The organism is Mycobacterium sp. SMC-13, from assembly GCF_045311035.1.
In the GTDB taxonomy this organism is placed as follows: domain Bacteria; phylum Actinomycetota; class Actinomycetes; order Mycobacteriales; family Mycobacteriaceae; genus Mycobacterium.
On sequence record NZ_JBJIAI010000012.1, the window covers coordinates 114870 to 133800 of the forward strand.

Consider the following 18931-nt stretch of genomic DNA (forward strand, 5'->3'; position numbering starts at 1 on the left):
GCCGAGTCGGACTCCAGGGTCAACGGGCCGAACGGGCCCGGTCGGCTTGACGGTCGCTGCCGTCGAACATGAACGGGCTCATGAACTTGGTCATGCGGCGCAGGTAGTCGGGCTGGCTGACATGCAGGATGTGGTTGCCGGGGAACCAGTGGAACGCGCAGCGATCCCAGTGTTCCCACAGCAGTTCGGCCTGCTGCGGCGGCGCCAGGCGGTCACCCAGACCCGCGATGATCAGCCGGCGGTCGCGCGGCACCAGCGGCCGGTAGTTCAGCGGTGAGTGGTACTGCCCGGCGGTGGCGATCAGGTCGTCGTCGGTGTGCGCCAACCGGTTGCTCAGCTTGACCAGCAGATTGGCCGGGAACCATTCGTCGACCGTGCGGTCCGGTGTCACCACCGGGACGTTAGGGATGACGGCCTGGATGCGGTCGTCGACCGAGGCGATCAGCGACGAGGTGTAGCCGCCCAGCGACATTCCGGTCAGGGCAACGCGGTCGACCCCGGTGTGCTCCAGATAGTCGAGCACGGAACGGAAGTCGTGCACCGCTTGCGCCATGGCCTCGGCGAAGCCGGGGACGCCGTCCATGAAGAAGCCGTAGCCGCTGTACGGAGAGCCCTTCTCGGCCCGCGGCCCGTGGAACGGCAGGGTGTACAGCAGGACGTCGTACCCGGAGCGGAAGAACCACGGCAGCGAGAAGAACAAGCCGTTGAACAGGTAGGGCGAGCCCATGAACCCGTGGATCACGCACAGTGTGGGACGCGGACCGTCGTCGTGCCGCCAATGCTGGGCATGCACCACGTTGTTGCGCGCATAGCCGCGTCGCCGGTCCCGCATGCCGGGATACACGGCGTCGTAACTGCTCTGGAACCAGATGTTCTGCACCTGGCCGCGCGCGACCCACTGCGCGATGGCGCCGGCGGGGCGCGTGGACACCTGCGGCGGACCGCTGGGCGCCGGGAAACACTGCCCGGGGTCCTTGGTGGCGGCGAGTTCGGCATAGAACCGCAGGGCGTCGGGGTCGTCGCCGGCCCGGTTGCGCACCGCCGACGCTGCCATCCGCGGAAACATGCCGGCGCCGATCACCGAGGCCAGCGCCGTACGAAGGCCCAGGTCAGCCACGGCCGAGGAGTCGACGATCAGCTTCTGTTGCCACGTCAGGTCGGACCGGCGCGGCAGTCCGCGGGCGGTGGCGTCCGCGCCCGGTACGTCTGGGACCGGGACGGGTGGGTTGAACGCATCGCCGTGCGGATTGTTCACGTTCGGATGCTAACCCCGGTTCTCGGCGCCCGTCAGCCGATCTTCGAGATCGAACAGCCTGGCGGCGTTGTGGTACAGCACTTTTCGCAGCCAGTCGTCGTCCGGGGCCACCTTGCTGAGCACCTCGAGGGACTCGCCGTACCGGTACGGGATGTTGGGGAAATCGCTGCCGAACAGGACGCGGTCACCGAGCGCAGCCAGGCGCGGCAATTCGGCAGGCGGGAACGGCATGGACTCCTCGATGAACGGGGTGAACGCCATGGTGGTGTCCAGGTGTACGCCGTCGAATCGTTCGCAGAGGTCCAGGAAGTCGGTGTATTCGGGCATGCCCAGGTGCGCGATGATCAGCTTCAGACCCGGATGCCGGTCCAGCACGGTGCGGATCTGGCCTGGGCCGGTGTGCGCGCCGGGCGTCGGGCCGGAACCACAGTGGATGATCACCGGGACGCCGGCCTCGTCGATGGCGGCCCACACGTCGTCGAGCAGCGGGTCGGCGGGGTGATAGGCGCCGACCTGGACGTGCGCCTTGAAAACCTCGGCGCCGCCGGCGATGGCCTCGGCCACGTAGTCGGCTGCGCCGGGCTCCGGGAAGAACGTCGCCGTCGACAGACAGTCGGGGGTCTGCGCGGCGAACTGCGCGGCCCACTGGTTCAGCCAGGCGGCCATGTCGGGCTTGTGCGGATAGACCAGCGACGTGAACGCCAGCACCCCGAAACCACGCAGCGTCTCCAGCCGGTGCTGCTCCTCGGTGCGGTAGGTGATGGGCCAGGTGCGGCCCGTGAGCGGCCCGGCGCTGTCGAAGTACTTCCACACTTTGTCCATCACGTTCTTGGGCATGAAATGGGTGTGCACGTCGATCAGGCCGGGAAGGCCCAGCGACTGCCAGAAGTCGCGTACTGAATCGTCCATCACTCAACAGAATGGCAGGCGCGCGCCAGGACCCGGCGGCAGGATGGGGATGTGTGGAATCCGGACACCTACCTCGCCTTCGCCGACCACCGCGGCCGGCCCTTCTACGACCTGCTCGCGCGCGTCGGTGCCCAGGCACCCCGGCGCGTGGCGGACGTGGGCTGCGGCCCCGGGAATCTGACTGCGACGCTGTCGGAGCGCTGGCCCGGCGCGGTGATCGAAGCGGTGGACAACTCACCGGAGATGGTCGAGGCGGCCCAGGCACGCGGCGTCGACGCCCGGGTGGTGGCGGCCGCCGACTGGGCGCCTGCGGCGGACACCGATGTGATGGTGAGTAACGCTGTGCTGCAATGGGTTCCGGAGCACCGCGACCTGTTGCGACGGTGGGCCGCCGAACTGCCGAAGGGTGCCTGGCTGGCCTTTCAGGTGCCCGGCAACTTCGACTCGCCGTCACATCAGGCGGTGCGGGAGGTGGCCCGGTATCCGGAGTTCGCCGAAGCGCTGGCCGACATCCGGTTCCGCGAGACGAACGTGGTCGACGACCCGGCGGGCTACGCCGCGCTGCTGACCGGCGCGGGGTGCACCGTCGACGCCTGGGAGACGACGTATCTGCATCAATTGACCGGTGCCACACCGGTGCTGGACTGGATCACCGGAACCGCGCTGACCGACGTCCGCTCCCGGCTGACCGACGACGCCTGGGAGCGGTACCGACAGGCGATCATCCCGCTGCTGGCACAGGCGTATCCACCCCAGCCCGACGGCACGACGTTCTTCCCGTTCCGCCGGATCTTCGTGGTCGGCCAGACGAATCAGTGAATCTGCTGGTACTGGTGCTGAATCGGGGTCCCCGGCTGGGGCGCGTTGTTCTGGTGCGCGAACACCTGGTGCACTGAGCTCGAGGTGGTGGACGGCGCGGCGTGAGCGGACGTGGCCAGGCCGATCGCGATGAGGCCGGGCGCGACGGTCAGACCGATGACGATGATGAAGTAGCTGACCCAGCGGGTGACGATGCTCATCTGAATTCTCCTGCTGCTGTGGGCTTTTGATGTCGTATCCGGGGTGATCCGGTGTTGACTCAAGAGTCGCGCAGCGGGGCCCGGCCGTCTGTCCACCAGCCGGGCCCTCAACAGGATGAATTCACTGTCCCCCGATCGGGGGACACCGCCACGGGGATTTGTGCACGTTTTTCCGCGCCGACCGCGGAAAAACGTGCACAAATCCCTGGTCAGCGGAGGGGGTTGAGAGCGCCCAGCACCTGGGCGACCAGGGTGTCGATGTCGGCGCCGGTGGTATCGACGACGAGATCCGGGTTCTCCGGCGGCTCGTAGGGGGCGTCGACGCCGGTCAGGCCGCGCAGCTCACCGGCCTTGGCGCGGGCGTACAGGCCCTTGGGGTCGCGGCGCTCGCACTCGCTGCGCGGGGTGGACACGTAGACCTCGATGAACGGCAACTTGGCGACGGTGCTCAGCTCGCGTGCGGTGTCGCGGTCCGACTTCAGCGGCGACACCAGCGAGGCCAGCGCCACCACACCCGAGTCGGCCAGCAGCCGGGCCAGGTGACCCACCCGGCGGATGTTCTCGGCCCGGTCACCGGCCGAGAATCCCAGGTCGTCGGACAGCCCGTGCCGGATGTTGTCGCCGTCGAGCAGATAGGCCACCTGCCCGCTTTCGACCAGCGCCCGCTCGACCGCGACGGCCAGCGTCGACTTCCCCGATGCCGGCAGCCCGGTGAACCAGATGGTCGCGCCCCGCTGCCCGGTCCGCGCCCACCGGTAGGACCGGTCCAATGACGAATGGTGCCAACGGATGTCGCTGCGCGAGTGGGTGCCGAGCTTCACCTCGCGCGGCTCGGTGATGGTGCCGGCGCCGACGGTGTCGTTGGACGTCTCGTCGATCAGGATGAACGCGCCGCTCTCCCGGTTGTCGCGGTACGGGTCGGCGATGACGGTCGAACTGGTCCGCAGCGTGACGGCGCCGATGTCGTTGAGTACCAACTCGACCGGCTGATCGATGTCGTCCAGCGTCTCGGGGTCGAGCCGCGTGTGCAGCGCCTGCACCGTGGCGCGGACGGTGCGGGTGCCCTGCTTGAGCGCCAGTCGGTCACCGGCCCGCAGCGGGGTCTCGGCGAACCAGCACACCGTCGCGTCGAGTTCGCGGGCCAGCACTGGGACCGACGCGTTCTCGGCACTGCTGACGAGCACGTCGCCGCGGCCGACGTCGATGTCGTCGGCCAGCTCGATCGAAACCGACAGTGGGGCAACGGCTGTGGTGCGGTCGTCATCGAGCGTGTCCACAGCCGTGACGGTCGAGCTGGTGCCGGCCGGCAGGCTGAGCACGGTGTCGCCGACCTTCAGGGTGCCGGCGGTCAGCCGGCCGGTGTAGCGACGGCGCAGCTCGGCGGTGGGGCGGGACACCCACTGGATGGGCAGCCGCAGCTTCGCCGGTTCGGGTTGTGGCGCACTGAGTTCGATGCCCTCGAGGTACTCCAGCAGCGTCGGTCCCTCGTACCACGGGGCGTTCTCCGAACGGTGCACGACGTTGTCGCCGAGCTTGGCCGCGAGCGGAATCACGGTCAGGTCCACCGCGCCCAGCCGGGCCGCGACCTTGCCGAGCTCGTCGTGTACCGCGTCGAACCGGGCCTGGTCGAAGTCGACGAGGTCGATCTTGTTGACCGCCGCCGCGAAATGCTTGATGCCCAACAGCTTTGCGATCCGGGCGTGGCGCAGGGTCTGGCGCAGCACGCCGGCGCGGGCGTCGACCAGCAGGATCGCCACGTGCGCGTTGGAGGCGCCGGTGAACATGTTGCGGGTGTAGCGCTCATGGCCCGGGGTGTCGGCCAGGATGTAGCTGCGGGACTCGGTGGAGAAGAAGCGGTAGGCCACGTCGATGGTGATGCCCTGTTCGCGTTCGGCGCGCAGGCCGTCGGAAAGGGCTGCCAGGTCGGCCACACCGTCGTCGTCGGTGACGGCGTCGAGGTGGTCGAGCGGCAGGCTGTCGGTGTCGTGCAGCAGCCGGCCGATCAGGGTGCTCTTGCCGTCGTCGACCGAGCCCGCGGTGGCAATGCGCAGAAGTTGCCTGGTGCTCATCAGAAGTAGCCCTCTCGCTTACGGTCTTCCATCGCCGCCACCGACGTGCGGTCGTCGGCCCGGGTCTCGCCGCGTTCCGACACGGTCGCAGCGGAGATCTCGGTGATCACGCTCGCGATGTCGACGGCTTTCGACCGCACCGCGCCGGTGATGGTGAGGTCGCCGACGGTGCGGTAGCGCACCCACTCGACTGCCGCCGATTCGCCGGGACCGGGTTGGGTGTACTCCGACACGGCGAGCAGGATGCCGTCGCGCTCGAACACCTCGCGTTCATGTGCGAAGTAGATCGACGGCAGCTCAAGGTTTTCCAGCTCGATGTAGCGCCAGATGTCGAGCTCGGTCCAGTTGGACAGCGGGAACACGCGGACCTGCTCGCCCTTGCGGATGCGGCCGTTGTACAGCGACCAGGGCTCGGGCCGCTGGGCCCGCGGGTCCCACTGGCCGAACTCGTCGCGGAAGCTCAGGATGCGTTCCTTGGCGCGGGCGCGTTCCTCGTCGCGGCGGGCGCCGCCGAATGCGGCGTCGAAGCCGCCGGCCTCCAGCGCATCCAGCAGCGTGCGGGTCTGCTGCCGGTTGCGCGAGGCACCCGGTCCCGGATCGGCCACCCGGCCGGTGTCGATGCTCTCCTGCACCGACCCGACGATCAGCTTGTGCCCCTGGCCCGTCGTACGGCGATCCCGGAAGTCGATGACCTCCGGGAAGTTGTGGCCGGTGTCGACGTGCAGCACCGGGAACGGCAGCGGACCGGGCCGAAATGCCTTCTCCGCCAGGCGAAGCAGGACGATCGAGTCCTTGCCCGCGGAGAACAGCAGCACCGGGCGTTCCAGCTCGGCCACGACCTCGCGGATGATGTGCACGGCCTCGGCTTCGAGCAGCCGGAGTTCGTCGACCTGGGTATCTGTGGTGCTCATACCGGCAGCCCCTCCTTTTCGGCTTCGGCGCGGTAGCGCTCCACCCATTCGTCTGAACGCTGATCGGCCTGACGTTCCAGCACCGGTTTCGGTGCGAGCCTGCGGTCCTGGCCGAGCGCCTCCAGCACATCGCCGACGACCTCGGTCAGGTTGCGCCACAACACCGGATACGGCACTTCGATCCGGTTCACGTTCTCCTCGGCGAACCAGTTCTGCCAGCCCTCTTCCTGGGCCCGCAGCATCTTCACGACGTGGGCGATGGCACCGGCGTGGTACTCGGCGCGGGCGTCGCGCACCGGGTCCGGGCGGCCCCGCCACACCCGCGTCTGCACCGCGCGCCAGAACGAAACCGCCTGGGACACAACGTCGGGCCGGTGGATGTGGATGAGCACCGGATCGGAGCCGATGACGTCGCGGATGGCGGCCAGCAGCCCGTCACCGGAACGGTCCGGCAGGTCCTTGGCTCGTCGTTGCAGCTGCGCGGTCTGGTTCCACATGAGCTTGCCGCCCCAGATCCCGTTGGGTGTGCGGCCGGCGGTCTGGATGTAGTCCCGCCAGATGGTCGCAGGCGCCAGTTCGGGCCTGCCGTCGATCAGCGGGTCGAGGAGCCGCAGGATCGACTCGTCCTCGGTGTCGGCGAACCACTCGCGCGGCTGCGGCGACATGCTGCTGTGTGGCAGGTACTGGAAGAACTCCTGCGGTTCGCCGGCCACACCGGTGGCGCGCAGCGACTCGACCAGAAGCGTGCTGCCGCTGCGCTGTGATGCGAGGACCAGATAGGCCGTCGGTGCTGTCATGGCGCAAGAGCCTAGCCTGCACCGAAATCCCTTGCAGAAGGGGATTTTTCGCACAATGAGTATTAGTCTTGCGACGTCGAATCCGCGTTGATTCCGCGGTCGGAGGCCGCCGCCGAGCGGCTCCGTGCGGGGCGTCCGTGGATGCTCAGATACGTCCCGGTGTAGCGGTCCGAGATCTGAGTCCCGGTGAAATCCGAGGGTATGACATCGCCCGTCTGCTGTCGCCACGTGTTGAGCTTGAGGGCCAATTGCGCTGCCACCGCGTGATATTCGGGCTGCACGTCGAGGAGCAGATTGTGCCGCTCAGTGGGGTCGGCGTGCAGGTCGTACAGTTCGCGGGCGGGGCGCGGGTCGCCGATGGCCGACTGCACCGCGCGGCCCGGTGGACTGTCGGCGATGTCCCACGGCAGGTCCAGCAACGGGCGCGAGGCATAGTTCTCGATGTAACTGAAGTCTTTTGTTCGCACTGCGCGAATGGGGTCGAACGAGTCGTGATAGGTCTTGGCGGTGTAGACCTCCTCGCGTACCACGGGCTGGGCCCCGGCCCCGGTCAGCGCCTCCGCATGCGACAGCCCCTCGACGGCGGCCGGAACGGGTACCCCGAGCAAGTCCAGCAGCGTCGGCAGCAGATCCACCCCGCTGAACAGTTCGTCGTAAACCCGTGGCTCGATGCCGGTATCGCGCGGTGGCCGCACGATCACGGCGATGCCGGTCCCGGCGTCGTACAGCGTCGACTTGGCCCGCGGCAGCGCCGGACCGTGATCGGTGAGGAACACCACCCACGTGTTGCGATCCAGTCCGCCGGCCTCGAGTGCGTCGAGCAGCTGCCCCACCGCCGCGTCGGCGACGGCGATGGACCCGTAGAACTCCGCCAGGTCGTCCCGCACACTGTCGGTGTCGGGCAGGTAGTCCGGGACGCTGACGGTGTCGCTGGCCGCGGGTTCGTAGCGTTCCCGCGGGTACGGCCGGTGCGTCTCGAAGAACCCGGTGGTGAGCAGGAACGGCTTCTGTGGTGGTTCCTCGAGCCATTGCACCGCCCGTTCGACGACGTACTCGCAGAAGGAGTTCGACACGTCGAACTCGTCGAACCCCAGCCGGGACGGGAACGACGTCTCGTGTTGCATTCCGAACAGTGCTGTGTGCCAACCGTATTCGGACAGCAGTTGGGGTAGCGTCTGGACGCCCGCGTAGTACTCCCACCCGTGGTGCGCGAGCCCGACGAGCCCGTTGCTCTGCGGGTAGCGCCCGGTGAAGATCGAACCGCGCGACGGTGAACACAGCGGGGCGGTGGCGTGGGCCCGGGTGAAGCGGATGCCTTCGGCGGCCAGTTGGTCCAGCCGCGGGCTGCTGACGTCGTGGTGACCGTACGCCCCGAGGTAGCGCCCGAGGTCGTGCCAGTGCACGAACAGCACGTTCTGGCCCGGCGTGTGGGGCATGGGTCGGCTACCTCCTGGCGATCATGGTCACGAAATCAGCCATGAAACCGCGAATTGCTTTACTGTTCAACGGTTTCGTGCGGCATGATTCGTGCCCGCCTCAGCGCCACGCGAACACCGGCTGCTCCAGCTCGTCGACCGGGTCCGGCCGGCCTTCCAGCCCGAGCCAGCGCATCTGCAGCAGGACCGCGCCCGTGGGCGCGTGGATGAGGTCGTTGCCCAGCGGAATCTGGACCACCGGACGGTCGCTCTCGGGAATGGAGATGAACCGCGGCGAGTCCGGCCGCTGCAACTGGTGCAGCCCGACGCGGTACACGGCCAGCACCTCGTCGGGTGACGGCTGCGGGTCCAGCCGGCCGCCGCCCCACACCACCACGGGCGTGATGACGTATCCGGAGCGCGTCGCGTAGTCGTCGAGCAGCCCCAGCACGGATTCCTCCGCCAGCTTGATGCCGACCTCTTCGTGCAGCTCGCGCAGTGCGGCGTCCACGACCGTCTCGCCGGGATCGAGGCGCCCGCCGGGCAGCGCCCACTGCGCGGAATGCGAGTTCAGCCGGGACGTCCTGCGGCACAACAGGAACGCCGCGCCGCCGGCGACGTCGACCATGCGGCCGTCCAGATTCTGGTCGGGCAGCGGCCGGCCACCGATCCATTCGTCGACCGGGGCGGGGTCGATCCGGTCCTCACCGCGCTCGGAGTCCACCAGCACGATGGCCACCGCGGCGTGGCGCTTGGTGGGGTCGTCGACCACCCGCCGGCGGTGGCCGGCCAGGTGCGTCCCGATCTGCTCGCGCAGTGCGTCGTCGTACCGGATCGTCATCGGCCCGACGCTACGCGCCGGCTGATTCAGGTGGTGGGCGGCATCCCACAGGCCAGGTACACGTATTTGTTGGGCACGTCGAATGTGAATGCCCGGGCCGGCAGCGCGGCCAGCAGGTCGGCGGGTAGCGGCGTCTTGTAGCGCAGCGACATCGAACCCTCGAAACTCGGGTCGACCGCGGAGAGATCGGGGGCGTCCAGCAGCAGACCGGACTCGTCCAGCTCGGCACGGACCATGGTGCCGGCGGGCGCGTCCCACAGGTGGTTGACGGTCTTGGCGCCCTTCTTCGGCACCGACGACAGCGTGCCGAGCAGCCGCTTCTCGGTGATCACCAATGCGCCCACCAGGCTGCGGAGGGTGCTCTTGGCGACCTTGCCGGGGACGTGGCCGGAGAACCGGAACGTCACCGGGACGAACTCGGCCACGTGCAGCAGCCCCTCGGCCTGGAGCTGCTCACGGATGTCATCGGGCAGATTGCCGATGCCGAGCAGCTTGCGCAGCAGTACAGCCATGCCTTCAGCGTAGGCCCCGGGGGTGAATGCACCACGAGAAACGGCGCCGAGCGTGGACGTGTTGTCTCACACTCGGCGCCGCGTCGGTGGTGACGGCCGTCAGTTCTGCGCGGGCAGGACGTGCTCTCCGGTCTTGTCCGTGGCCAGGCACAGCGAGCAGATGTAGCCGCCCTCGGCCGAGGCCAGCATGTCGGGCCGCTCGTACTCGTGGTGGCACTTCTGGCACAGCAGGTGCGCGTCGGACGGGTTGCCGTGCTCGTCGTACATCGGCAGGTCGATGCCGTCGTCGGTGCGGCGCAGGTAGTACTTGCCCTTGGTGGCGATGGCGATGATCGGCGGCAGCACCACACCGAGCCCGATCGCCACCAGCGGCGAGTAGGGCGTCAGCGCGGAGCCGAGTCCACCGAAGAACGCCACCACCGACAGGCCCGCCGCGATCAGCATCGAGCCGAAGCCCACCGGATTGAAGGCGCACAGCATGCCGCGACGGAACTCGGGCTCCTTGGGCGACAGCTTCAGCAGGTACTTGTTGAAGACGATGTCGCTGGCCACCACCACAACCCAGGCCATGCCGCAGTTGGCGTAGAAGCCGAGGATGGTGCTGAGGAAGTCGAACATGTTGGCTTCCATCAGGATCAGCGCGATCAGCAGATTCACGCCGAGGAACACCAGGCGGCCGGGGTAGTGGTTGGTGATGCGGGTGTAGGAGTTGGTCCAGGCCAGCGAGCCCGAGTAGGCGTTGGTGACGTTGATCTTGATCTGGCTGATCACCACGAGCACCACGGCCAGGGTCATGGCGAGCCAGCCCGGCAGGAAGTTTTCGTAGATCGACAGGAACTGGTGCACCGGCTGGTTGGCGATGCCCGCGCTGTCGGCGACATTGGCGATCAGGTAGACGGCGAGGAACAGGCCGACGACCTGCTTGATGGCGCCGAAGAACACCCAGCCCGGGCCGGCCAGGAACATCCAGGTCCACCAGGAGCGCTTGTTCTCCGGGGTCTTCGGCGGCATGAACCGCAGGTAGTCGTTCTGCTCGGCGATCTGCGCGATCAGCGACAGACACACACCGGCGGCCAGCAGCGTCGAGCCCATGTCGAAGCCCTGGATGTGGTCCTTGCCCTGGTAGGCGAAGAACTGCCCGACCGATTCGGGGTGGCTGATCAGCAGGTAGACGAACGGCGCGACCATCAGGATCAGCCACAGCGGGGTGGTCCAGACCTGCAGCGTCGAGAGCACCTTCATGCCGTAGATGACCAGCGGGAAGATGATCAGCGTCGACACCGCGTAGCCGAGCCACAACGGCAGGCCCAGACCCAATTTGAGGCCCTGGGCCATGATCGACCCCTCCAGCGCGAAGAAGATGAAGGTGAACGTCGCGAAGATGACGTTCGTGACCACCGAGCCGTAGTAGCCGAAGCCACTGCCGCGCGTCACCAGATCGAGGTCGATGTTGTAGCGGGCCGAGTAGTAGGCCACCGGGAACCCGGTCAGCAGGATGACGACCGCGAAGATCGCGATGCCCGCCAGTGCATTGGTGGTGCCGTACGAGATGCCGATGTTGGCGCCGATCGCGAAGTCGGCCAGGTAGGCGATACCGCCCAGTGCCGAGATGCCGACCACGCGCGTCGACCATTTCCGGTAACTGCGCGGCGCAAAGCGGAGGGTGTAGTCCTCCAAGGTTTCGCGTGTCGCGGTCAACCGGTCCTGATCGACGTCCGGTACAGCGGCAGGCGACAGCGGCTCCTGGCTGAGGTCTTGGGTCATGGTTAGCGAAGCTATGGTCAGTTTGTTTCGTGCCCGTGACAGTTATGTTCCGGGCGGTAGCGAATTTCCGGCGCGCGAGCGCATCCGAAAGGAGACCGGGTGACGAACCGCAACCGCTGGCTGATCGGGACCGCGGCCGTGATCGGTTACGCCCTGCTGTGGGTGGGCTGGGCAGCGTCATGGCCCTGGGTGACGGCTTTCGACACGTCGCTGCTCGCGCCCTTGCACCGGTACGGTGCGGCGCATCCCGGCTGGGTGGTCGGCTGGCAGTGGTTCTCCTTCATCTTCGGACCCTGGACCTTCCGGATCATCGGGGTGGTGGTCGCGTTCGTCGCGCTCGCACGACGACAGCGCCGCACCGCGCTCTTCCTCTTGATCGGCGTCGCCGCGACCGGTCTGGTCACCGAGCTCGCCAAGGACATCGCCCAACGGGCGCGGCCGCTGACGGCGCTGGCGCACGAACCCTCGTGGTCGTTCCCCTCGGGGCACGCGCTGGGCACCATGGCCGGTGCGCTGGGGCTGTGTGCGGTGTTCCGGCTGTGGGGGGTCGCGCGGCAGCGGCTGATCGAGGTGCTCTGTGCCGTCATCGTCGTGACCGTCGGGGCGAGCCGGGTGGTACTCAACGTGCACAACCCGACCGACGTCCTGGCGGGGTGGTTGCTGGGTGCGTTGTGGTTCCTGATCTGCGTGCCCTTGCTCGCGCCAGTGCCTGCGTCGGCCGGGTCTCAAAGCCGAAGCCCTATCGTGCCCAAACCTTGACCCGCCCTGGCTTGACCTTCCAGAGGGCGGTTCTTGACCATGGACGGGTGCGCCGACTGTTCGCTTTGCTGTGTGCTGCCGCGCTGGCGGTGGCACTGGCGCCCGTCGGCAACGCGGTGGTCACTCCGTGGTTCGCCAACTCGGTGGGATCGGCCACGCAGGTGATTTCGATTGTGGGCGTTGGTGGTTCGTCGGCCAAGATGGACGTGTATCAGCGAGGGCCCGCAGGGTGGGACGCCGTCGCGGTCGGGATTCCGGCGCACGTCGGTTCCCGGGGCATGGTCCCGCAGAGCCACGACGGCAACCTGCAGACCCCGATGGGCATCTTCACGCTGCCGTTCGCGTTCGGCACCGCCGCCAATCCCGGTACGGGTCTGCAATACGTCCAGACCACACCCGATCACTGGTGGGACGGCGACATGAAGAGCCCCACCTACAACACCATGCAGGTGTGCAAGAAGGCGCAGTGCCGCTTCGACACCGATCCCGCGAGTGGCACCGAGAACCTCGACATCGCACCCTACAAGTACGCCGTGGTCATGGGCGTCAACCCGCAACGGACGCCCGGCAACGGCGGCGCCTTCTTCGTCCACATCGGTGACGGCCCGACGGCCGGATGTGTGGCGATCGACGAGGGCACCCTGGTGAAGATCATGCGATGGCTGCAACCGGGAGCGCTGATCGCCGTTGCCAAGTAATCAGATATGAAGGGCAGCACCGAGTTTCGGCTTGAGCGGCATCGTCGCGTCGTGAGTGCGGTCGTGGCTGTGGATTTCGTCGATGCCGCCCCTGTCGGGCGTTGCAGCACACCGGGCGCACAGGCTCGGCAGGTTTCGTCCACAGGGCGGACACAGCGGACGAAAAGCAATCTGCGAGAACGCCGTTCGCACGTGTCCCGAGCTGCGGCAATGCGTTCGCACGTTAGGGTGGTGGGGTTATGAGCCACCAGCTGGGGTTGTCGATCGGGACGACCAACCTGGTCGCAGCGCGCGTCGGTGAACCGCCCATGGTGCGGCGCGCGGTGCTGCGCCTGTACCGTGACCGCGCGCCCCAGATCGGGTTGGCCGCGGATGCCGTCGACGACGGCGTGACACTCACCGGCTTCGTCGAACGCGTCGGTGACCCGGTGCCGATGGTGGCGCCCGACGGCACGGCGTATCACGCCGACCAGTTGGTGGCCGAGGCGTTGGACGCCCTGATCGAGGCCGCGGGCGGCGAGCCGCCGACAGGACAGCTGGCGATATCCGTTCCGGCGCATTGGGATACCGCGACGCTGCGGGCGATGCGGACCGTCATGCGATCCAATCCCAGCCTGGCGCCCAACGGGGTTCCGGCGCGGCTGGTGTCCGACGCGGTCGCGGCACTGACCGCACTGCACGCCAATCCGGGTCTGCCCGCCACCGGCACCGCGGCGCTGCTCGATTTCGGCGGTGGTGGCACCAGCATCACGCTGGCTGCCGCGGACACGTCGTTCGAGCCCATCGAGACCGTGCGGTACACCGAATTCTCCGGGGAGGCCGTCGACCAGGCGCTGCTGGCGCACGTGCTCGACCGCGTCGGTGGTGCCGGGGGAGTGGACACCGCAGGCACCGCGGCTGTGAGTTCACTGGAGAAACTCCGTGAATCCTGCTGTGCGGCAAAGGAAGCACTGTCGGAGGCCGAGACGGCGACGGTGCCGGTGGACATTCCGGGCCACCAGGGCGATGTCGAGGTCACCCGCGCCGAGTTGGCCGAACTGCTCGACGAACCGCTGACCGGGGTGCTGGCGGAGCTCGATGAGCTGTTGCAGCGCAACAACATTGCGTGGCGATCCGTCAGCTCGCTGGTTGCGGTCGGTGGTGGCGCGCGGATCCCCGTGATCAGTACGCGGCTCGCCGCACATCTCGAGGCACGTGGCGCCGCGGGCATTCTCGTCACGACCCCGCAGCCGGCGCTCGATGCCGCGGTGGGTGCGGCACTGTTCGCGGTGTACGGCGCCGACGCCGACGCCAAGACCGGCATGGCGCCGGCCGCATTGCTGGGCACCGCACCGACCGCGGCGGTCGACGGCGGCCCTGCCACCGCGCCCGCGGCCATCCCCGAACTCGACGTGCTCACCGACACCGCGGCCGCCCGGGTGGTCAAAACCACCGGACCGTCCCTGGCCTGGTCCGAGGACTCCGACGGCGGCGGTGACCTGCTGCCCTACACCGGCGACGACGTCTTCGGTGACACCACGACCACTCGCGCCATCGCGCAGTACGTGCCGCCGGCCGCGGCGGTGGCCACCGAGCCGTCCAAGGCCTGGCAGCGGCTCCCGCTGGTGGTGTTCGGCGTCGCGATCTTCGCCGCGATCGCGGCCGTCGGTGGCGTGACGATCGCGCTCACCGGTGACCGCAAACCCGTCGCGCCGCCGACCACCCCGCCGCCGTCGCTGAGCGAATCTCCGACGCCACCCCCGGCGCCGCCGGCCGAACCGGCGCCGCCCAGCACTGTCACCGTCACCAACGAGGTCCCCGCACCGCCACCCCCGCAGCCCAGCCCGACGTACCAACCGCCGGTCACCCACGCACCGGCGCCGACGCACACCACCACGACGCACGCGCAGACGACGACTCCACCGCCGGCGACCACCACCGCCACCACCACGAGCGAGCCGCCGCCTCCGCCGCCACCCCCGCCGACATCGGAGACGCCGACCTCGACGACGCCGACCATGACGACGAGCTACATCCGGCTGCCGTTCGTGCCGGTGCCGATCCCGATTCAGGTCCCCAAAGGCCCGGACCAACCGGTCGAATCCCAGCCGCCGGCCAATCCGTACTACCCGGGACAGCAGCAGTACCCGTACGGGCAGTACCCACAGCAGTATCCGCAGCAATACCCCTATTGATGGGCGGAATTGCATCGGGTCTCGCTGATTTGAATCCCGTATTGACTATTGACGCAGGCGTCGGAACGTCAGTGTGAACAGGAAATTTACTTGCCCGCATACCACAGATGCGGCAATCTTGTTCTATGAATTCGACAAGAACACGCGTCGGGTTGGCGGCCGCTGCGGCCATGGTTGCGCTGGGCACTCTGGGTGCGATCTCCGCTGGAGTGACCGATGGAGGCGCCGTCGCCGGCTCCGACCACGCCCCGACCAACAGCGTTTTCAACAGCCCGGAAGTCCCGGAATTCAACAACGGGGCCACCCAAACCTGGTCTCCGGCGGCATCAACTGCTTCAACGATGAGCGCAGCGCCGGGAGTTAAGGCAGGATAGGGCCCCATGAAGACTGCATGGGGTGTTGCTGCGGCAACTTCGCTGGGTGCTGTGGCCTTGATGTGTAGTGGTGTGGCGTCCGCCGGTTCTGCGCCCAATGTGGTCGGCCAGAAGTTCAGCGACGCGCGGTCGGCGCTGTCCAGTGCTGGATTCAAGCCGCTGGTCTCGACGACGGTGGGCGACCAGCTGCAGTGGCCGAACTGCGTTGTGACCAACCAGGTTGCCCGCACGGTGGCAGCGCCGGCGAACAGCGGTGGTTCGAGCAGCAGTCAGGTTTTGCTGTCGCTGAACTGTGAGGCGGCGTTCGCCACCGCGGGTAGCCCCGGTAACTCGCTGGGTAGCCCGGCGGGTTCGCAGGCTTACGCCTCGGCGTCGGCATCGGCCGCAGCGGCTGCCTCGTCGGCGTCCGCCGCAGCCGCGGCTGAGGCGGCAGCGGCCGGCGAAGCGGGCCAGGTCTGGGAGGGCCAGAACTCCGACCGCTGAACCTGAACCGGTATTGCTGGACGGTTTCGGTTTCTCGGTGGTGCCGAATGCGCGGCTGTCTGCACACCTGCGCGTGCGGTATTGCTGTTCTCAATGCTCGGGTAGGGATTCGCTGGCTGGCATAGAGATTTGGACAAGCGTACGTTTTGCTGACTGCTGGTTAGCGCTCCTGCGCCCGTGATGAGAATGCCGCTCTGACAGGTGATTTCAAGCGTGTCGTAAGTTGCGCCAAGTCTGTCTGAGCGGCTTGTATATCCCCTTGTGCCGGAAATGGATCGTCGAAACATGATGCGCGCGTCGGGGCTTGGCCTGCTGGCCGCCGCCGCGATGCCGTCCCCCGCCGCTCTGGCGGATCCCCAACCGGGCAGTTCGCCCACTGCGCCGCTGGCCCCGCAGCCCGCCGCGCAAACGCCCACCTACATCTTCCACGATGAGTTCGACGGCCCCGCCGGGTCGCGGCCCGACCCGGCCAAGTGGAACATCTCGCCGCGGCGCGAGACCATCAAGAACCCGGTGTTCTGGGACCGCCCGGAGAACATGGGTCAGTACCGCGACGACCGGGAGCACGTCTTCCTCGACGGCAAGGGCAACCTCGTCATCCGCGCCACGCGCGATGCCAACGGGAAATACACCAGCGGCAAGGTCTTCGGCACTTTCTGGGGTGGCATCAACACCACCTGGGAAGCCCGGATCAAGTTCAACTGCCTGACCAACGGCTGCTGGCCGGCCTGGTGGCTGTCCAACGACCACCCCGTCGTCGGCGGCGAGATCGACCTGGCCGAGTGGTACGGCAATGGTGAGTGGCCGTCGGGCACCACGGTGCACGCCCGGTCGGACGGCACGTCGTTCGACACGCACCCGCACCCGATCGACGGTGGCTGGCACACCTGGCGCGTCACCTGGAACGACGCCGGTATGTCGTTCTGGCAGGACTACACCGAAGGCATGCAGCCGTACTTCTACGTGCCGGCGAACTCTCTGGACGACTGGCCGTTCAACCTGCCCGGCTACTCGGTGTTCCCGGTTCTGAACCTGGCGGTGTCCGGTTCCGGTGGCGGCGACCCCAAGGGTGGCAGCTACCCGGCCGAGATGCTCGTCGACTACGTGCGCGTCTGGTAAACCTCCGACAACTGTCGATGGGCCCCGCTTCGGCGGGGCCCATTCTCATTGGGGGCCGCGACCGCGGAACGTGGTGCCGGCCCGCTCCAGCAGTCCGCGTACGCGGGTGATTCCGTAGCCGGTCTCCTCGGCGAGCTGGCGGATGCTCTCGCCGTTCTCGTAGCGGATGCGCAGTTCCTTGCCGATGCGTTCGGCCGTCGTCGGGTCCAGCCGGACGTGCTTGGTCACCGGCGGCACGTCGATGGCGCCCCCGGCGTAACCCTTGTGGACCTGGCCGCGCGGCGTGACATCGGCGGCGGACTCGTCGCCCCACGCCGTCCAACCCGGCTGCGGATGCCGGGCAAACAGCTCCAGATACGGGCCGGGCGAGCAGGCCTCGATGAATCCGTACTGCTCGTCGGGCTTGCGGGAATGCTCCCGCTTGCGGGTCTCGATCATGTTGACCTGGCTGCGGGCGTGCGGCAGCGTGCGCATGCTGCCGCGCACGCCGAACAGGATGATCTCGGTGACGTTGCGGAAATAGAAGCCGACACCGCGGCCGTCGGGCCCGCCGTCCTTGCGCCGCTTGGCCCAGATGACGTTGGAGACGTAGCGGTAGCCCCACGCCTCCATGACGCGCAGCCCCTCGGGCAGCAGCGCGTTGGGCACCCACAGGTACAGGTGCGAGTCACGCGCGGCGACGGTGGACACCGGGATGTCGCAGATGGCCTCGAGATCGAGCGTGGAGTACCGGTCAAGGCGCCGGTGCTCCGGTGCCACCTTGCCGGTTCGATTGGTGAAACGCCAAGGCGGATCGGCCAATACGGTCTTCCAGCCGCCATCGATGGTGGGCAGCGGCGGCGGCGCGGCGATATCGCGCAGGGGGGCGGCCTTCGACTCGGCGCCGGCCTGATCGCTGCGTTTCGCCACGTTGTCACTCCTACCTTCGAATTAGATCTTTTCGAACGGAGAAGATCTTCACGAAATCGTAGGCGATGGCACCGACAGGTCAGGCTTCCCAGAGGCCGATGTCGTCTGCGGGTTGCCGGTCGTCTCGAACCGGGGCGTGGTCGGCCCAGGTGCGGGCGCAGATCGCGACGGCCAGCAGCGGGCAGCCGCCGCTGTCGCCGCGCTGCATGCGGGGCCGCAGCTTCTCGGTGTTGGTGGTGGTCGTGGTGGCCAGGATGCGGCGGGCGCGCTCGTCGTCCATGCCGGCCTCGATGCCCAGGCGGTAGCCGAGCGTGCGCAGGTCGGTCTGCGTGCGGGTGATGATGACGGCGACGTCGATCAGCGCCGCGTCATACAGCGCGCGGTACGCGCTCAGGTCGCGATCGAGGTTGCCGTCCTTGGCATTCCACTCCACATCGAGGGCCAGCCGGTCGACGAAGTTGTCGACCTTGTAGCCCTCGTTGAAGACCTCGGTGTCTTCCAGCGTGGGGTGCATCTCGCCCGCCGGCTTGTGCGGCATCTTGCGCAGTTCCAAGCGGATTCGGGTGTCCACGCGTGCCTCACGCCAGCCCTTGTTGCGGAAGGCGGTGTTGAGGCGGGCGGCGAGTTCGGTCTCCTGGCCGCCGGGCTGGACGAGATCGTCGGTACGGAGCTGGAATTCGTGCAGGGCGGTGAGGAGCTCGTCGAACCGCTGCGGGTTGGTGGCGGCGAGGATCGCGGCGGCGTTGCGGGTTTCGATGAACTCGTACCGGTCGCGGATGTGCGGCGGCAGCACGCGGGTGTACGAGTCCGTCAGATCCACGGGGCGACGGTAGCAGTGCGCCGGGCGGTGGAATAACCCGCGGAAGTCCGCCGTTGCATCGTGCGTCCATCAAAACTAAACTGATCGTACAGTTCAGTTGAAC

Annotated in this window: 18 protein-coding genes; 6 read left to right on the forward strand and 12 right to left on the reverse strand. The window is 67.8% G+C overall.

Features of this window, described 5'->3' with window-relative positions; genetic code table 11:
* Positions 1 to 19: 19 nt before the first annotated feature.
* Positions 20 to 1255, reverse strand: a complete 1236-nt coding sequence (locus ACJH6I_RS18775; RefSeq protein WP_318984723.1) for an alpha/beta fold hydrolase — start codon at positions 1253 to 1255, stop codon at positions 20 to 22.
* Positions 1256 to 1264: 9 nt separating this feature from the next.
* Positions 1265 to 2164, reverse strand: a complete 900-nt coding sequence (locus ACJH6I_RS18780) for an amidohydrolase family protein (protein ID WP_318984722.1) — start codon at positions 2162 to 2164, stop codon at positions 1265 to 1267.
* Positions 2165 to 2215: 51 nt separating this feature from the next.
* On the opposite strand from ACJH6I_RS18780, the gene ACJH6I_RS18785 reads away from it, so the two are divergent.
* The gene (locus ACJH6I_RS18785) at positions 2216 to 2983 is read left to right on the forward strand and encodes a trans-aconitate 2-methyltransferase (RefSeq protein WP_318984721.1); all 768 of its coding nucleotides are present in this window, start codon (positions 2216 to 2218) and stop codon (positions 2981 to 2983) included.
* Here the strand turns inward: ACJH6I_RS18785 and ACJH6I_RS18790 are convergent.
* From ACJH6I_RS18790 to ACJH6I_RS18825, 8 genes are all read right to left on the reverse strand, one after another.
* Positions 2977 to 3183, reverse strand: a complete 207-nt coding sequence (locus ACJH6I_RS18790; protein ID WP_318984720.1) for a hypothetical protein — start codon at positions 3181 to 3183, stop codon at positions 2977 to 2979. The genes ACJH6I_RS18785 and ACJH6I_RS18790 overlap by 7 nt on opposite strands.
* Before the next feature lie 209 nt (positions 3184 to 3392).
* Positions 3393 to 5252: an adenylyl-sulfate kinase gene (gene cysC / locus ACJH6I_RS18795; RefSeq protein ID WP_318984719.1), complete on the reverse strand. Its 1860-nt coding sequence runs from the start codon at positions 5250 to 5252 to the stop codon at positions 3393 to 3395.
* A complete protein-coding gene (cysD, locus tag ACJH6I_RS18800) occupies positions 5252 to 6163 on the reverse strand; it encodes a sulfate adenylyltransferase subunit CysD (protein WP_064986140.1) in 912 nt (303 codons plus the stop codon). Before cysD ends, cysC begins: the two co-directional genes overlap by 1 nt.
* On the reverse strand, positions 6160 to 6960 hold the full coding sequence (gene stf0, locus ACJH6I_RS18805) for a trehalose 2-sulfotransferase (protein ID WP_020103908.1): 801 nt from the start codon (positions 6958 to 6960) through the stop codon (positions 6160 to 6162). Before stf0 ends, cysD begins: the two co-directional genes overlap by 4 nt.
* A 62-nt stretch (positions 6961 to 7022) precedes the next feature.
* Positions 7023 to 8396 (reverse strand): sulfatase, encoded by a 1374-nt coding sequence (locus ACJH6I_RS18810; RefSeq protein ID WP_318984718.1) that lies wholly within the window; start codon positions 8394 to 8396, stop codon positions 7023 to 7025.
* Positions 8397 to 8496: 100 nt separating this feature from the next.
* Positions 8497 to 9216, reverse strand: coding sequence for a CoA pyrophosphatase (locus ACJH6I_RS18815; RefSeq protein WP_212808044.1), 720 nt, complete (start codon positions 9214 to 9216; stop codon positions 8497 to 8499).
* Positions 9217 to 9242: 26 nt separating this feature from the next.
* Positions 9243 to 9728 (reverse strand): hypothetical protein, encoded by a 486-nt coding sequence (locus ACJH6I_RS18820; RefSeq protein WP_318984717.1) that lies wholly within the window; start codon positions 9726 to 9728, stop codon positions 9243 to 9245.
* Positions 9729 to 9827: 99 nt separating this feature from the next.
* Complete coding sequence (locus ACJH6I_RS18825) at positions 9828 to 11492, reverse strand: hypothetical protein (protein WP_318984716.1); 1665 nt, start codon at positions 11490 to 11492, stop codon at positions 9828 to 9830.
* A 99-nt stretch (positions 11493 to 11591) separates the two neighbouring features.
* Between ACJH6I_RS18825 and ACJH6I_RS18830 the strand changes: the two genes are divergently transcribed.
* The 5 genes from ACJH6I_RS18830 to ACJH6I_RS18850 all read left to right on the forward strand — a co-directional run bounded on the left by ACJH6I_RS18830 (position 11592) and on the right by ACJH6I_RS18850 (position 17099).
* On the forward strand, positions 11592 to 12251 hold the full coding sequence (locus ACJH6I_RS18830) for a phosphatase PAP2 family protein (RefSeq protein ID WP_318984715.1): 660 nt from the start codon (positions 11592 to 11594) through the stop codon (positions 12249 to 12251).
* A 47-nt stretch (positions 12252 to 12298) separates the two neighbouring features.
* Positions 12299 to 12949, forward strand: coding sequence for a L,D-transpeptidase family protein (locus tag ACJH6I_RS18835; RefSeq protein ID WP_318984714.1), 651 nt, complete (start codon positions 12299 to 12301; stop codon positions 12947 to 12949).
* Between the two features lie 239 nt (positions 12950 to 13188).
* Positions 13189 to 15123 (forward strand): Hsp70 family protein, encoded by a 1935-nt coding sequence (locus ACJH6I_RS18840; protein ID WP_318984713.1) that lies wholly within the window; start codon positions 13189 to 13191, stop codon positions 15121 to 15123.
* A 380-nt stretch (positions 15124 to 15503) separates the two neighbouring features.
* Entirely contained in the window at positions 15504 to 15980 is a 477-nt protein-coding gene (locus ACJH6I_RS18845; protein WP_244872704.1) for a PASTA domain-containing protein, read from the forward strand.
* Positions 15981 to 16250: 270 nt separating this feature from the next.
* Positions 16251 to 17099, forward strand: coding sequence for a family 16 glycosylhydrolase (locus ACJH6I_RS18850; RefSeq protein WP_212808050.1), 849 nt, complete (start codon positions 16251 to 16253; stop codon positions 17097 to 17099).
* 45 nt (positions 17100 to 17144) lie between these two features.
* On the opposite strand, the gene ACJH6I_RS18855 is transcribed toward ACJH6I_RS18850, so the two are convergent.
* A complete protein-coding gene (locus ACJH6I_RS18855; RefSeq protein ID WP_212808051.1) occupies positions 17145 to 18008 on the reverse strand; it encodes an MT-A70 family methyltransferase in 864 nt (287 codons plus the stop codon).
* A gap of 79 nt (positions 18009 to 18087) precedes the next feature.
* Complete coding sequence (locus ACJH6I_RS18860) at positions 18088 to 18828, reverse strand: BglII/BstYI family type II restriction endonuclease (RefSeq protein WP_212808052.1); 741 nt, start codon at positions 18826 to 18828, stop codon at positions 18088 to 18090.
* Positions 18829 to 18931: the final 103 nt, after the last annotated feature.